Origin of the sequence: Glaciimonas sp. PCH181 (genome assembly GCF_003056055.1) — a bacterium.
GTDB lineage: Bacteria > Pseudomonadota > Gammaproteobacteria > Burkholderiales > Burkholderiaceae_D > Glaciimonas.
In genome coordinates, this window is record NZ_PYFP01000006.1 from 55801 (window position 1) to 69605 (window position 13805).

The following is a 13805-nucleotide window of genomic DNA, read 5'->3' on the forward strand; positions in this document are numbered from 1 at the left end:
TGGCAGACTGAATGTCAAAACTTCAAACAAACTCAAGCAAAAAGATCAGATTGGCGAAACACCGCCAACAATAACTTTTTAACCGGCGCGGGTAATGGTGCATCAGCCAATTTGTCCGCCGCATACCAGACGTGCGACGACTGCGCCGCCATATGCAAGCGACGCTCAAGCTTGATTTCAAACGGCGAAATATGTAGTTTGAAATGCGTGAAGACGTGCATGAACGACTGCAACGGTTCGCACGACGCGACGGCCCCAAACGGTGCCGTTACCCGCATCACGGATGACGTAATATCCTCCGTCATATCGAACTCCGGCAACGACAATAATCCACCCCAAATACCGCTATCAGGACGCTGCTCCAACAGTACTTGCTGACCATCTACGATCACCACCATTCCGGTTTGTTTTTCTGGAATCGCTTTCTTAGGCTTACGCACTGGCAACTCTGCTACACGATCAGTCGCTAATGCGACGCAACGCTGTGCCAGCGGACAGGTTGTGCAAGACGGCTTGCTGCGCGTACAAAGCGTCGCCCCTAAATCCATCAATCCTTGCGTATACGATTCAACGCCCTGCTCTGGTAACAACGCCACTGCACGCCGCCACATCGGCTCTTCAATTTGTTTGGCACCGGGATAGCCGTCGATACCAAATACGCGCGCGAACACGCGCTTGACATTGCCATCCAAAATCGCCGCACGCACGCCATACGAAAATGCCGCAACGGCGGCAGCGGTCGAGCGTCCGATGCCGGGCAAATCTTCGAGTAACAGCGGATCATGCGGAAATACGCCGCCATACTCCGCCACCACGCGCTGAGCACAACGATGCAGATTGCGGGCGCGGGTGTAATAACCCAGCCCGGCCCAATGCGCCATCACGTCTTCGCTGGGTGCGGCGGCCAGGCTTTGCACGTCTGGAAACCGCGACATAAATTTTTGATAGTAAGGAATAACCGCTGCCACCTGCGTCTGCTGCAGCATAATTTCAGAGAGCCAGACACGATAGGGATCGCGCGTATTTTGCCAAGGCAAAGCGTGTCTGCCATGCTGCTTCTGCCAGCGGATCACCGCATCTGAAAATGTCGGATCGACAAACAATTGCGCGGCATTATTTTGCGCTGATGCGGCAGCCACACCAGCAGGATTAATCTTATCGCCAATCGCGGCGATACCAGCAACTTCTGTATTGAATACACGTTTCATTTATGCAGCTACTCTCAACAATGCCAACTTGGGTCCGAGCGCCGCTATCAGCGCTTCTTCATGGATATTCAGCATATCTTTTTGGGCTTCCAGCGCAGCGTATAAGTGTTCCATAGAGGCAATTTTCTCTTCCAGACTGCCGACCGCTTCGTGCACACGTTCAATCGCTTCCAGCCGCTGCTTAAGTTGCAATTTGTGCACGCGACATTGCTCTTCCAGCGGTGCCATGACCACTTTCAGCCATGCATCCACATCACGATTGGCTTGCAGAAAACTCATTCTGACGCGGGATGCAATGGCATCGAAAAATCGCTCCATCAATACCGCCTGACCCGTTCTGAGTAATGTAATAGCACCGAACTGACGGCGATAAGCGGCTTCGATAAGACTGATTTCCTCACGATATTTATCTAACGAAAAAGGCATCGGCGTCGTCAATGCCAATCCATGCTCGGTCGAAAATTTACGGTACATCACCGACATCATTTCTGCGATTTCATCGGTTTTTTTACCTGAATCAGTCAAATTAGCCTGCGCCTGATCAAAGAAATTTTTTACAGCGGAACGAAAGCCGACGGTAAATTTACTGGTTTCCATCGCCATCCTTGTCAGGCGAATTTCTTCTTTTAGCATACCCATGCCGAGGGTTTCAAACACACCAAAAGATAAACGCGCAAAGACTGTCCGCGTTCCCTGCAATTTCAGCAAACTTTGATTAAATTCTTTTTTCTCGATATCGACACGTTTAATCATGTAGCTGATGATTTTTTTATTTTTCCCGCGCAGACTTTTTAGCTCTTGTAATTGATCTAATGTATTGCGCATGCGGGCAGCCAGATTGGCTTGCTTTGTCAGCATCAATGGATTGATATCGGCAATTAATTGCGCGCAGACGATATCGCGTTTCGCGGGAATCAAACCCTGCACCAGCGCATTCTCAAGCGCAGGCAAACGGCTTTTTTCCAGCAATGCTGGCTCCACGTTAATCTTTCCCACCAACCCTTTTTGCGCTGACACCGGATACACCTGCGCGGGCAATACGCCAAGCGTACGCGCCACTGTCGCCACCTGCTCCGCAATTTGACGCTCGATTTCCTCCTCCGAACGCAAGGCATCCCACATGCTGTCAATTTTATTCAGCACCACCATGCGCCCTGCGCCGTTACCGATATGATGGCGCCAGATATCGATGTCGCTTTTGGTCACGCCAGTATCGGCGGCCAGCACAAACAAAACTGCATGCGCATTCGGAATCAAATTCAGTGTCAGTTCAGGCTCGGTGCCGATCGCATTCAATCCCGGCGTATCGATGATCACCAAACCCTGCTTTAGCAAAGGATGCGGGAAGTTAACGATGGCATGACGCCATTGTGAGATTTGCACACGCCCTTGCGCATCGCGTGCCAGCACCGTATCAGGATCGCATTCGTCATACAGACCGTACAGCGTGGCCTCTTCTACCGATACCCATTTTGTCAGACTGACTTGCTTGAACGCTTCCAGCATGCCATCCACGGATGAAATATCCAGCGGCAACACGGTCCAGACATGCGGCGGAGCTGCTTTATAGTCGCTGGTCGCCTGCATATCGGCACGCGTTTCTATCGGCAGCAAGCGGATGCAGGAAGGAAAGGAAGCATCGTATAGCAACTCTGTCGGGCACATCGTCGTGCGACCAGCCGATGATGGCAGAATCCGCTGCCCATAGGCGGCAAAAAATATCGCATTAATCAACTCTGATTTACCACGCGAAAACTCGGCAATAAACGCTATCGATAATTTATCGTCTGCCAGTCGCTGCAATGCTCGGGCAATGCGCTGATCGCTTACGCTATCCTCTAAATTTGCACCGACAATCCAGGTCTGATAGCGTGTTAGGGCATTGGCTACAGCCGTTCGCCAATCGCTATATTCCTGAAATTCCTGAATAAGATTACTCACCTGCCCAACTCCCATTGGTTGAATCCGTTACTGCTGCAATTGCCATCCCACTTTACTGATTACCCATTACGCATTACGCATTACGCATTACGTCTGCAGCGTTATTATTTTTGACAGGTTTTACAGTAAAAAGTGGAGCGCTGCCCCTGCTTGATCTGCTCTACCAGTGCGCCGCACACACGGCATGGCTGATCGGCACGATCATAAACGAAATAACTCTGCTGGAAGTAGCCGGTGCGCCCGTCGGCACCGACAAAATCACGCAGGGTGCTGCCGCCCTTTTCGATTGCGCGTGTCAGAATATCGCGAATCGCGCTCGCCAATTTGACATACCGCGCCTTGCCGATCCGATGCGCTGCCGTCTTTGGATTAATCCCCGCCTGAAACAGACTTTCACACGCATAAATATTACCGACACCAACCACGATATCGCCAGCCAGCAATACCTGCTTGATGGGCGCGCTGCGATTGCGCGTTTGTTGATACAAAATCTCGCCCGAGAAAATGTCTTCCAGCGGCTCTAGCCCAAGTTTAGCCAGCAATACGTGCTGCGCTATCGGTCCGTCTTCGAGAGCGTGCCAGAGTACAGCACCAAAACGTCGGGGATCGGTCATCCGCATTAACTGCTGGCCGACGACCAAATCGAAATGATCATGCTTTTTCGGGAGCGTTGCCAACGGCATAATCCGCAAATTTCCAGACATGCCCAAATGGACGATCAATGTGCCATGATCAAAATGGATCAATAAATACTTGCCGCGCCGACCGGTGGCGCGAATAGTCCGGCCGCTTAATTGCGACGATAAATCGGCTGGAAAAGGCCAACGTAGTCCGCTACGACGAAAAACCACTTCGGAGACTATTCGGCCTTCGAGATGCGGCGCAACGCCACGTCTTGTTACTTCAACTTCCGGGAGTTCAGGCATAACGCAAAGGCAGTCAAAAAAGTTGAACAACTAGGTGATAACACGTCAAACGCAGTGGTGCGTTTAGAACTTGGGCAAATTATTCCAGTAAACCGGTGTTTCTGCGATGGGAACTTGACATACGTCTATACCCATCACGTGGCCGTTAGCATTAATTTGGGGATAAATTCCGTCTTTCACAGTCTTTTAAGGTCGCTCACAAACAGTTACATCGTATTCCACGATACCGGCAAGCACAGTCGCACATTCCAAGCGCGTTGGGCGTAAAATCAGGATTACGTTAAAAATCCCGGACTCAGCCAAGCTGAGTTCCGTCAGCAATCTTAGAACAGCCCTATAAATCCGCTTTGCCCATCAGGATAATGCCTTGAAAAAAGCTCTTGCCATTGTAACGCTCTCGACCTTGTTGTCTGCATGTGCAGGCCTGGCGCCAACCAATAGCACCAGTGGGACCAAAGATACGCCCGCCGATCAAAGCGCAACCGCCGCCGCCAAATCAGATGACGTTAAAACCAATATCGCTGGCAAGACCGCCGAAGAGCACTTGCCGTCAGTCAATCTAAGCGGTGAAATTCTATTCAAAGTAGTCAGCTCGGAAATCGCCTTTCAGCGCGGTAACTGGCAGTCCGGCTATGTCACTTTGATGGGCGTTGCACAAGAGACACGCGATCCCCGCCTTGCACGCCGCGCTGCCGAAATGGCACTCAGCGGCAAACAGGCAGGCGATGCATTAGTAGCGATTCGTCTATGGCATACATTGGCCCCGGATTCAGAAGAAGCGACCCAGTATTACCTAGGCTTTCTGATGCTGGCCAACAATCTGACTGAAGCGCAGCCGCTGTTTGAGCAGCGGGTCCGAGAAGCGACACCGCAAACGCGTGGATTAATGATGTTTCAGGTGCAGCGATTACTCAGCCGGGCGCAAGACAAGCCCGCCGCCATGGCAGTACTGGAAGCGGTCGTAGCCCCGTATATGACGATGTCTGAAGCGCATCTGGCACTAGCGCAAGCCGCTTTTGCCAATGGCAACAGCGCACGTGCAGTTGAAGAGGCGAATCTGGCGTTGAAAATAAAACCGGATTCCGAACTCGCTATTTTGACAGTTGCGCAAGTCGCGCCAGACAAAATAGTCGCTCAGAGGGCGCTAACCGATTTTCTGAAAGGTCATCCGAAAGCGCGTGAAGTGCGGATCGCGTATGCCCGTATTCTGGTCGAACAAAAAGATTACGATCTGGCGCGCAGCCAGTTTGAAATTTTACTCAAGACCGACAAACAGGATTTGACCACGCTATTGGCGTTAGGCCTGCTCAACACACAAATCGGCGACACTAAAATGGCCGAAAAATATTTGACTGCCTACGTCGATGAACTGGCCGCGCATCCCGATGAAAATCGTGACAATACCCAAGCGCTGCAAATTCTTGCCCAGATAGCCGCTGAACGCAATGATATCGATGGCGCACTGAAGTGGCTGGCCAAAGTCGGCCCCGGCGAAGCCTATTTCGAAACACAACTCCGTCGGGCGCAATTAATCGCCAAACGCGGCGATGTTGACGGCGCCAGACAAGTTCTTGCGCAAATCGAAGCTAATGGCGAAGCCGAAGAAGTTCAGGTGGCGCAAGTTGACGCACAATTTTTACGCGACGCGAATCGCAACATCGAAGCGCTGCGAGTATTGGAAGTGGAACTCAAACACTACCCCAAAAATCCCGATTTATTGTACGACTACGCGATGGTGGCAGAAAAACTCGACAACATCCCTGTGATGGAATCGTCTCTGCGCAAACTGATCGCGCTAGCGCCAAACAGTCAGCAAGCTTATAACGCACTGGGTTATTCACTGGCCGATCGTAACGTCAGACTGCCGGAAGCTTTGACGCTCATCACAAAAGCGCTATCGCTGGCACCGCAAGACCCATTTATTATGGATAGCATGGGCTGGGTCCAATTCCGACTAGGCAATCTGACCGAGGCAGAAGCCAACTTGCGCGCAGCCTATACCAAGTTGCCGGATGTCGAAATCGGCGTGCATCTGGGTGAAGTCTTGTGGGCAAAGGGCCAAAAAGACGAAGCCCAAAAACTATGGCGCGAAGTGAAGGCGAAAGACCCTAAAAATGCGTCATTGAACAACACGCTGGCGCGTTTGCGTGTCAACCTATGATGCGCAAGATAGTCGGCATCAGCGCGGTGATCGCCTTTACTCTGGCGATCAGCGGTTGCGCCAGCCTCAACCAGCCATCCACGCCGAATGCAGCCGTTACCAGCACCAGCCAGCGCGAATATCATCAGGTGATTGACTTGAGTGGACGCTTATCGGTGCGCTATCAACAGGATGGCAAAGAACAAGCCGTGCATGGTAGTTTCACCTGGTCGCAAACCAGCGATCATACAATCGTCACCGTGCTGTCCCCTTTAGGGCAAACTCTGGCAACCATTGATATCACCCCGCAACAATCCACGCTGCATCAAGCGGGGCAACCGTTACGCACTGCGGCCGATGTCGACATGCTGACGGCTCAAACGCTAGGCTGGCCATTGCCCATCGCTGGCCTGCGTGACTGGCTGCAAGGCTTTGGTGCAGACGCCAATGGCAAACGCTTCAATCTCAGTCCGGCGAGCGACAGCAGCGCAAGCAATATTACGACAGCCGATCATTGGCTATTGCAATATGTCGGCTGGCAAACCGTAGACGGTTCCAGCGGCATCGCCGGCAGCTATCCGAAACGTATCGACCTGTCGCGCAATACCGAGCAAGCAGGTCAGGTTGCCATCCGTATCGTGATCGATAGCGCACAAGCGCACTGACCACTTTCGCTGCAGTCAACTTGATTGCAACGGAAGTAATCGTTGTTATTGCCCGCACTCGTCAAAACTTACCATCGAATTTTCTATGTCACGTTCGCTCAATAACTGCCTCGCCCCCGCTAAATTAAATCTTTTTTTACACATTAACGGGCGGCGACCGGACGGTTATCACTTGCTGCAAACAGTATTTCAGTTGCTCGACCACGGCGATATGCTGGATTTCGAAACACGCGATGACGGCGTGATCCAGCGAATGTCCGATATCCCCGGCGTTCCGGCAGAAACCGACCTGATTGTGCGGGCAGCAAAGCTGCTCCAGGCTGCGGCACAGCAAAAGACAGGCCGCAAAATCCCCGGTGCCAGCATCACTATTAACAAAATATTGCCGATGGGCGGCGGTCTGGGCGGTGGCTCCTCCGATGCGGCGACCACCTTGATCGCGCTAAACCAGCTATGGGATGCTGGCTTCAGCCGCATTGAATTGATGGCAATTGGCTTGCAATTAGGGGCTGATGTGCCCTTTTTCATCTTTGGCCAGAACGCTTTCGCCGAGGGTATCGGCGAATCCTTACAACCCGTAGCAACCCCGGATTGCTGGTACATCGTCATAGAGCCGGGTGTTCAAATTCCGACATCGTTAATTTTTTCGTCAGAAGAATTGACACGGGACACAAAATTAGTCAAAATAGCGGACTTTTCAGGGCATCAGAATTGCTTCGGAAAGAATGATTTACAAATCGTTGCCGCCAGACTTTTTCCCGCTGTTGCCGAAGCTATTAATTGGCTAGAGACATACGGAGATGCAAGAATGACCGGTTCCGGTGCATGCGTTTTTTGTGCCTTCGCGCAAGAAAAACAAGCAGACGAAGTACTGAAGTTAGTACCTCAGCACTGGAAAAGTTGGAAAGCGAAAGGAATTAGCTTCCATCCTTTAAAAGATTTGCTATAATCTGCACCCGATTCGCTGGTCATGAATGCAAGACAATTGCTAACATAGCGATTGATCATGACAGGCTATAAGTTGCGTAGGGGAGTCGCCAAGTTGGTTAAGGCACTGGATTTTGATTCCAGCATTCGAAGGTTCGAGTCCTTCCTCCCCTGCCATTAAGTTTTCAGTACTATCCCGTGATAGTACAAAACAAGTAACACCAAGTATTAAAAGAAACCAGCAAGCTATCTGGCAGCAATTAGCCGATAGTGACGCGCAAAACACGACGATACAAAAAATAAGCCGCCAACGCAAGACTGTCACAGTCGGGCATTGTCGGCTTTTCAACTTTTTAACGACTGTACTCAGGGATCTCCATGGCACTCGAAAACCTTATGGTTTTTACCGGCAACGCAAACCCGGAACTAGCTATTGGAGTCGCCAAACAGCTCGGCATTCCGCTGGGCAAAGCTAACGTCACCAAGTTTTCTGATGGCGAAATAGCAGTTGAGATCAACGAGAACGTGCGCGGAAAAGACGTCTTCGTTCTGCAATCGACCTGCGCACCGACCAACGATAGCCTGATGGAAATCATGCTAATGGTCGATGCACTAAAGCGCGCTTCTGCTGGTCGCATCACTGCGGCGATTCCTTATTTTGGCTACGCACGGCAAGATCGTCGTCCACGCTCAGCGCGTGTGGCGATTTCAGCCAAAGTAGTTGCCAATATGCTGCAAGAAGCCGGCGTTGAACGGGTCCTGATTATGGATCTGCACGCTGATCAAATTCAAGGCTTCTTCGATATTCCGGTTGATAACATCTATGCGTCGCCAATTTTGTTGGGCGATCTGGTCAGCAAGAACTATGACGATTTGCTGGTTGTTTCTCCAGATGTAGGCGGTGTCGTACGTGCCCGCGCACTGGCAAAACGCCTGAACTGCGATCTGGCTATCATCGACAAACGTCGTCCAAAAGCCAATGTGTCGGAAGTCATGAACATCATTGGTGAAGTCGAAGGCCGTAACTGCGTGATTATGGATGACATGGTGGATACCGCCGGCACCCTGACCAAAGCAGCTGAAGTATTGAAAGAACGTGGCGCGAAGAAAGTCGTGGCTTATTGTACGCACCCGGTATTATCCGGCCCTGCCCTTGAGCGCATTGCCAACTCGCCGTTAGACGAACTCGTGGTGATCGACACAATTCCGCTCACCGCCGAAGCAAAAGCCTGCAGCAAAATTCGCCAGTTGTCATGCGCGGAATTGCTGGCTGAAACCTTTAAACGTATTAGCAAGGGCGATTCAGTCATGTCGCTATTCGCTGAATCGTAAGAATGTAGAACCTTTGATGTGGGATTTCCCTGCACAAAGACATACTTAAATCCTCTGGTCGCGGGGGATTTTTACCGCAAGACGCAAGTTTTGCAATATTGGAGCTTTAAAAATGAAAGTTATCGCATTTGTACGCAAAGACCTGGGGACCGGAGCGAGCCGCCGCCAGCGTATTGCCGGCCAAACACCTGCTATCGTCTACGGCGGTACAGAAGCGCCAGTTAATCTGTCGCTAGACCACAACGCGCTTTACCACGCGTTGAAAAAAGAAGCATTCCACTCGTCGATCCTGGATCTGGAAATTGACGGCGTAGTCCAAAAAGTGTTGTTGCGCGACTTCCAAGTCCACGCGTACAAACAATTGGTGCTGCACGCTGACTTCCAACGCGTAGACGCGACTCAAGCAATCCACGTTAAAGTGCCACTGCACTTTGTCAACGCAGACGTGTCCCCAGCAGTGAAATTGTCGGCCGGTATCATCAGCCACGTTTTGACTGACCTGGACATTTCATGCTTGCCAAAAGATTTGCCAGAGTTCGTTGAAGTTGATCTGGCCGCTCTTGAAGTCGGTCACTCGATCCACCTGGCCGACCTGAAACTGCCTAACGGCGTAACAGTTGTCAGCCAAGAAAATCTGACCGTCGCTACTGCAGCGATCCCAGCTGGTAAAGTAGAAGCTGAAGCGCCAGTCGCCGCAGCTGCACCAGCCGCTGAAAAGAAGTAATTAGCCAGTAACGTACTATTCGCCAGCACATTTTGTGGCACGAAAAACCCGCCTTCGTGGCGGGTTTTTTATTGTTGCGTCAATTTTAGACATGCATAGTCATTACCCTCATCCTTTTTACCATCAAAAGTGGACGAGAAAACGCAACATCCGCATAATCTAGCCAGTTTGCCGCGCATTGGCACCGCATCGTCAGCGCTAAATAAGGCGCATCAAACGCTAACGTGCAGCATTTACGCGACGCAATAACGCATTTTAGGTTTTATCGCCTCAAAACATCATTACGCTTTATTCGGAAACTCATGTCTATTCGCCTCATCGTCGGCCTCGGCAATCCCGGCCCGGAATACGAACAAACCCGTCATAACGCCGGTTTCTGGCTAGTCGACAATCTGGCGCAAGACTTGGGTTGTAGCCTTCAACGTAAGGCTGACTTCAAGGCGTTGCTGGCTAAAACACGCATTAACGCGCAAGAAGTCTGGCTGCTGGAGCCCCAAACCTTCATGAATCGCTCCGGCCAGTCGGTCGGCGCATTTGCACACTTTTATAAAATTACTGCGGACGAAGTACTGGTGGTGCATGATGAACTTGATCTGCTGCCAGGAATCGCCAAACTTAAAAAAGGCGGTTCATCCGGCGGTCATAACGGCTTAAAAGACATCACCGCAGCGCTCGGCACGCAAGATTATTGGCGCTTGCGCATCGGCATCGGCCATCCGCGCACGCTCAATTTGCAACAGGGCGTCGCCGATTTTGTATTGCACCGACCACGCAAAGAAGAGCAGCCGCTACTGGACGAAGCCATCGCGGATAGCCTCAAAGTAATTCCATTGCTGTGCGAAGGACAATTTTCAGAAGCGACGATGCGTTTGCATACTAAGGCGGCGTAAGCAGACGCTTTCCGAATGCAAAATGCCAGCAAACTGATGCAATGACATCCGCATAAATTGCGTCGCTTTAACTTTTAACATCCATCACCCAAGCCTGACATCAAGATCGCCAACCCAGACAACAACGGGCGAGTTTGATTTAGAAACAGAACAATTGGCCGCTTCCGGTAAAATACCAGGTTAATTCTATCTATCTCTTGCAAAGTAAATATCATGAGTCTCAAGTGCGGTATCGTCGGCCTCCCTAACGTTGGCAAATCCACCCTCTTCAATGCGCTGACAAAAGCAGGCATTCCAGCAGAAAATTACCCCTTCTGCACCATCGAGCCGAACGTCGGCATGGTTGAGGTGCCAGACCCACGGTTGGCGGCGTTGGCCGTCATCGTCAAGCCTGAGCGGATTCTGCCAGCTACGGTTGAGTTTGTTGATATTGCCGGTTTGGTTGCCGGTGCATCCAAAGGTGAAGGACTCGGCAACCAATTTCTGGCTCACATCCGCGAAACCGATGCAATCGTCAACGTGGTGCGCTGCTTTGAAGATGACAACGTCATCCACGTCGCCGGAAAAGTCAGCCCATTGGATGACATTGAAGTCATTCAGACCGAGTTGGCATTAGCCGACATGGGCACAGTTGAGAAAGCCATCCATCGCGAAAATAAAAAAGCGCGTTCGGGCGACAAAGATGCCGCTAAGTTGGTCGCGATTCTAGAACGTTTGATGCCGGAATTGGACCAAGCCAAGCCAGTGCGCGCTTGCGGTCTGGACGCTGAAGAAATGGCCCTGATCAAGCCGCTCTGCCTGATTACCGCTAAACCAGCGATGTACGTTGCCAACGTTTCGGATACCGGCTTCACCAACAACCCGTTGCTAGATCAATTAACTGCTTACGCAGCCTCACAAAACGCGCCGATGGTACCTATCTGTGCATCGATTGAATCTGAAATCTCCGATTTGGACGAGGCAGACAAACATGAATTTTTAGCCGATATGGGCATGGAAGAACCCGGTCTGGATCGCTTGATCCGCGCTGCGTTTAAACTACTCGGCCTGCAAACGTATTTCACCGCTGGTGTAAAAGAAGTGCGCGCGTGGACTATCCACGTCGGCGATACCGGTCCGCAAGCAGCGGGCGTTATTCATACCGACTTCGAACGTGGCTTCATCCGCGCGCAGACTATCGCTTACGAAGATTTCATCGCATTCAAAGGTGAAGCTGGTGCCAAGGAAGCCGGAAAAATGCGCGCTGAAGGCAAGGAATATGTGGTGAAAGATGGCGACGTTCTAAACTTCTTGTTTAACGTTTGATTTACGTCTGATTTACGTCTGATATTTCTGCTGTTGTTCTGTTTTATCACACCGATGGCGGGGCTTAAAAACTCGCCACCGGATTCCAGGAAAACTTCATCGTCGTTCCTGCGATATCAATAATGTCTCCATCCTGCAACGGACGTGCCCCAACACTCAGGGGTACGCCGTTGACGCGGGTATAAATATTTCCCTCAACATGCGTCAATTCGTAACCATGCGGTCTGCGCGTCACGATGGCAACCTGGATACCTGGACGCCCTATGGTTGTCAGCACCTTGGTTAATAGCATCGTTTTGCCGCAACTGGCACCGTCTAGCACGGTAATGACCGCATCCGGACGGGGTATCGGAAACATCTTTGGGCGGCTGTCCTTGATGTCCTGATCTGAATCGACCAGATAGACCAATTTGTAATCGGCCATCTGGATAACATCGTTATGCTGCAGAAAATGCTTAGTAATCGGATGCCCGTTAACCTGCGTACCGTTGGTACTGTTAAGGTCTTCGAGAAACGAGTCGTTGTAGACGGTAATAATGGCGGCATGTTCGCCGCTGATAGCGGGATTATCGATCACCAAATCATTGTGAGGTCGACGGCCTATGGTAGTGCGCTCCTTGTGAAGCGCCATCTCTTGTACTACATTGCCACCTTTAGTTAAGATGATCTTCGCCATTCCTATCTTCCTTGGTATGTGAGGGACGACAGACAAAATGCTATTTTAGACGCCTTTATCAACCGACTGCTACAAAGTATTTTGCATTTTCTCCGTCTGAAAAAAATGCCGCAACACTCCCATTCCATTTAGCATTATTTCCTGCGTGCAAAACCTCTTCGTCCCTGACTTGCCTCACTTAAAATTAACTGACGTTCACAGTTTTTATTAATATTACAGAAATATTATCCTGACCGCCGCCCGCATTTGCGGCTTGAATCAGGTCGTTACAAGCGCTTTCTAAATCGCCATTTGCGGCCTGAATAATGCCGATCATCTCTCTAGTCGATAAGCGATCCGACAATCCATCCGAACATAGTAGAAAAATATCCTCCGCCTGCAAGGGATGCTCATGCACTTCGACCGTGAGTTGATGATTTACGCCAACAGCGCGGGTAATCACATTGCGATGCATCGCCAACGACGCGTGTTCGGGCCGTAACTCGCCAGCTGCGATTTGCTCTTGCACCAGCGAATGATCGCGCGTCAATTGCTCCATTTCACCGCCGCGCAACACATACGCCCGCGAATCACCAACATGCGCCACGCTCACACAATCTTGCTGAAACCAAGCCACCACCACGGTAGTCCCCATGCCACGATATTCCGGTTGCTGTCGGGCCGCTTCGATGATGGCTGTATTAGCTTTTCGGACTGATTGCGTCAAGCATAGACGGCGGACTGCGGGCTGATCATCCGGATGCGTATACGGATTGTCACGCATGTAATGCTCCATCGCGCTTTGAATCGTGGTGGCAGCGATACTGCTAGCGACCTCCCCAGCGTTGTAGCCGCCCATGCCATCTGCCAGAATCGCCAGTTGCAATGCTGTGCTGACCGCAATGGCGTCTTCATTCTCGGCGCGCATCTTGCCAACATCAGTCTGGAAAGAAAATTCAAATCGTAAATGGCTGGACATTATCAGTGGCGATCAAAAGGATGTTTACGTGCGGTGAGTACTGACTGTCAGTATTTTCGTTGGTTACTACGAGGACGGCAAGATAAACACGCTGTGATTGGTCGGCGACATAC

General features: G+C 51.0%; 12 protein-coding genes and 1 tRNA gene. 8 read left to right on the top strand and 5 right to left on the bottom strand.

Translation table 11 applies throughout. The features are described 5' to 3' along the window. Window positions 1-32: 32 nt before the first annotated feature. From mutY to mutM, 3 genes are all read right to left on the bottom strand, one after another. Window positions 33-1208: an A/G-specific adenine glycosylase gene (gene mutY / locus C7W93_RS23375; RefSeq protein ID WP_108442745.1), complete on the bottom strand. Its 1176-nt coding sequence runs from the start codon at window positions 1206-1208 to the stop codon at window positions 33-35. Next, complete coding sequence (locus tag C7W93_RS23380; protein WP_201747350.1) at window positions 1209-3149, bottom strand: dynamin family protein; 1941 nt, start codon at window positions 3147-3149, stop codon at window positions 1209-1211. A gap of 104 nt (window positions 3150-3253) precedes the next feature. Then, complete coding sequence (mutM, locus tag C7W93_RS23385; protein ID WP_108442747.1) at window positions 3254-4075, bottom strand: bifunctional DNA-formamidopyrimidine glycosylase/DNA-(apurinic or apyrimidinic site) lyase; 822 nt, start codon at window positions 4073-4075, stop codon at window positions 3254-3256. A gap of 367 nt (window positions 4076-4442) precedes the next feature. On the opposite strand from mutM, the gene C7W93_RS23390 reads away from it, so the two are divergent. The 8 genes from C7W93_RS23390 to ychF all read left to right on the top strand — a co-directional run bounded on the left by C7W93_RS23390 (window position 4443) and on the right by ychF (window position 12058). Further along, window positions 4443-6236 carry a tetratricopeptide repeat protein gene (locus tag C7W93_RS23390; protein WP_108442748.1) on the top strand — a complete coding sequence of 598 codons (1794 nt, stop codon included), beginning with the start codon at window positions 4443-4445 and terminating at the stop codon, window positions 6234-6236. Continuing rightward, the gene (locus C7W93_RS23395) at window positions 6233-6880 is read left to right on the top strand and encodes an outer membrane lipoprotein LolB (RefSeq protein WP_225870018.1); all 648 of its coding nucleotides are present in this window, start codon (window positions 6233-6235) and stop codon (window positions 6878-6880) included. Before C7W93_RS23390 ends, C7W93_RS23395 begins: the two co-directional genes overlap by 4 nt. 85 nt (window positions 6881-6965) lie before the next feature. Further along, the gene (gene ispE, locus C7W93_RS23400; RefSeq protein WP_108442749.1) at window positions 6966-7829 is read left to right on the top strand and encodes a 4-(cytidine 5'-diphospho)-2-C-methyl-D-erythritol kinase; all 864 of its coding nucleotides are present in this window, start codon (window positions 6966-6968) and stop codon (window positions 7827-7829) included. 78 nt (window positions 7830-7907) lie between these two features. Continuing rightward, window positions 7908-7984: transfer RNA gene (locus C7W93_RS23405), tRNA-Gln, on the top strand. Between the two features lie 201 nt (window positions 7985-8185). After that, entirely contained in the window at window positions 8186-9139 is a 954-nt protein-coding gene (locus C7W93_RS23410) for a ribose-phosphate pyrophosphokinase (protein WP_108442750.1), read from the top strand. 112 nt (window positions 9140-9251) lie between these two features. Further along, entirely contained in the window at window positions 9252-9863 is a 612-nt protein-coding gene (locus tag C7W93_RS23415; protein ID WP_108442751.1) for a 50S ribosomal protein L25/general stress protein Ctc, read from the top strand. A 302-nt stretch (window positions 9864-10165) separates the two neighbouring features. Then, complete coding sequence (pth, locus tag C7W93_RS23420; RefSeq protein ID WP_108442752.1) at window positions 10166-10753, top strand: aminoacyl-tRNA hydrolase; 588 nt, start codon at window positions 10166-10168, stop codon at window positions 10751-10753. A 213-nt stretch (window positions 10754-10966) separates the two neighbouring features. Beyond that, the gene (gene ychF, locus C7W93_RS23425; RefSeq protein WP_108442753.1) at window positions 10967-12058 is read left to right on the top strand and encodes a redox-regulated ATPase YchF; all 1092 of its coding nucleotides are present in this window, start codon (window positions 10967-10969) and stop codon (window positions 12056-12058) included. 64 nt (window positions 12059-12122) lie between these two features. On the opposite strand, the gene C7W93_RS23430 is transcribed toward ychF, so the two are convergent. Together C7W93_RS23430 and C7W93_RS23435 are read right to left on the bottom strand one after the other, a co-directional pair. Then, the gene (locus tag C7W93_RS23430; protein ID WP_108442754.1) at window positions 12123-12734 is read right to left on the bottom strand and encodes an FHA domain-containing protein; all 612 of its coding nucleotides are present in this window, start codon (window positions 12732-12734) and stop codon (window positions 12123-12125) included. A 184-nt stretch (window positions 12735-12918) separates the two neighbouring features. Beyond that, complete coding sequence (locus C7W93_RS23435) at window positions 12919-13692, bottom strand: Stp1/IreP family PP2C-type Ser/Thr phosphatase (RefSeq protein ID WP_108442755.1); 774 nt, start codon at window positions 13690-13692, stop codon at window positions 12919-12921. Window positions 13693-13805: the final 113 nt, after the last annotated feature.

What these genes read in the sequence shown, in the direction of transcription:
- C7W93_RS23430 (WP_108442754.1), bottom strand. Translation starts at nt 12,734, where the DNA reads ATGGCGAAGATCATCTTAACTAAAGGTGGCAATGTAGTACAAGAGATG.
- C7W93_RS23415 (WP_108442751.1), top strand. Translation starts at nt 9,252, where the DNA reads ATGAAAGTTATCGCATTTGTACGCAAAGACCTGGGGACCGGAGCGAGC.
- C7W93_RS23435 (WP_108442755.1), bottom strand. Translation starts at nt 13,692, where the DNA reads ATGTCCAGCCATTTACGATTTGAATTTTCTTTCCAGACTGATGTTGGC.
- ispE (WP_108442749.1), top strand. Translation starts at nt 6,966, where the DNA reads ATGTCACGTTCGCTCAATAACTGCCTCGCCCCCGCTAAATTAAATCTT.
- mutM (WP_108442747.1), bottom strand. Translation starts at nt 4,075, where the DNA reads ATGCCTGAACTCCCGGAAGTTGAAGTAACAAGACGTGGCGTTGCGCCG.
- ychF (WP_108442753.1), top strand. Translation starts at nt 10,967, where the DNA reads ATGAGTCTCAAGTGCGGTATCGTCGGCCTCCCTAACGTTGGCAAATCC.
- C7W93_RS23410 (WP_108442750.1), top strand. Translation starts at nt 8,186, where the DNA reads ATGGCACTCGAAAACCTTATGGTTTTTACCGGCAACGCAAACCCGGAA.
- mutY (WP_108442745.1), bottom strand. Translation starts at nt 1,208, where the DNA reads ATGAAACGTGTATTCAATACAGAAGTTGCTGGTATCGCCGCGATTGGC.
- C7W93_RS23395 (WP_225870018.1), top strand. Translation starts at nt 6,233, where the DNA reads ATGATGCGCAAGATAGTCGGCATCAGCGCGGTGATCGCCTTTACTCTG.
- pth (WP_108442752.1), top strand. Translation starts at nt 10,166, where the DNA reads ATGTCTATTCGCCTCATCGTCGGCCTCGGCAATCCCGGCCCGGAATAC.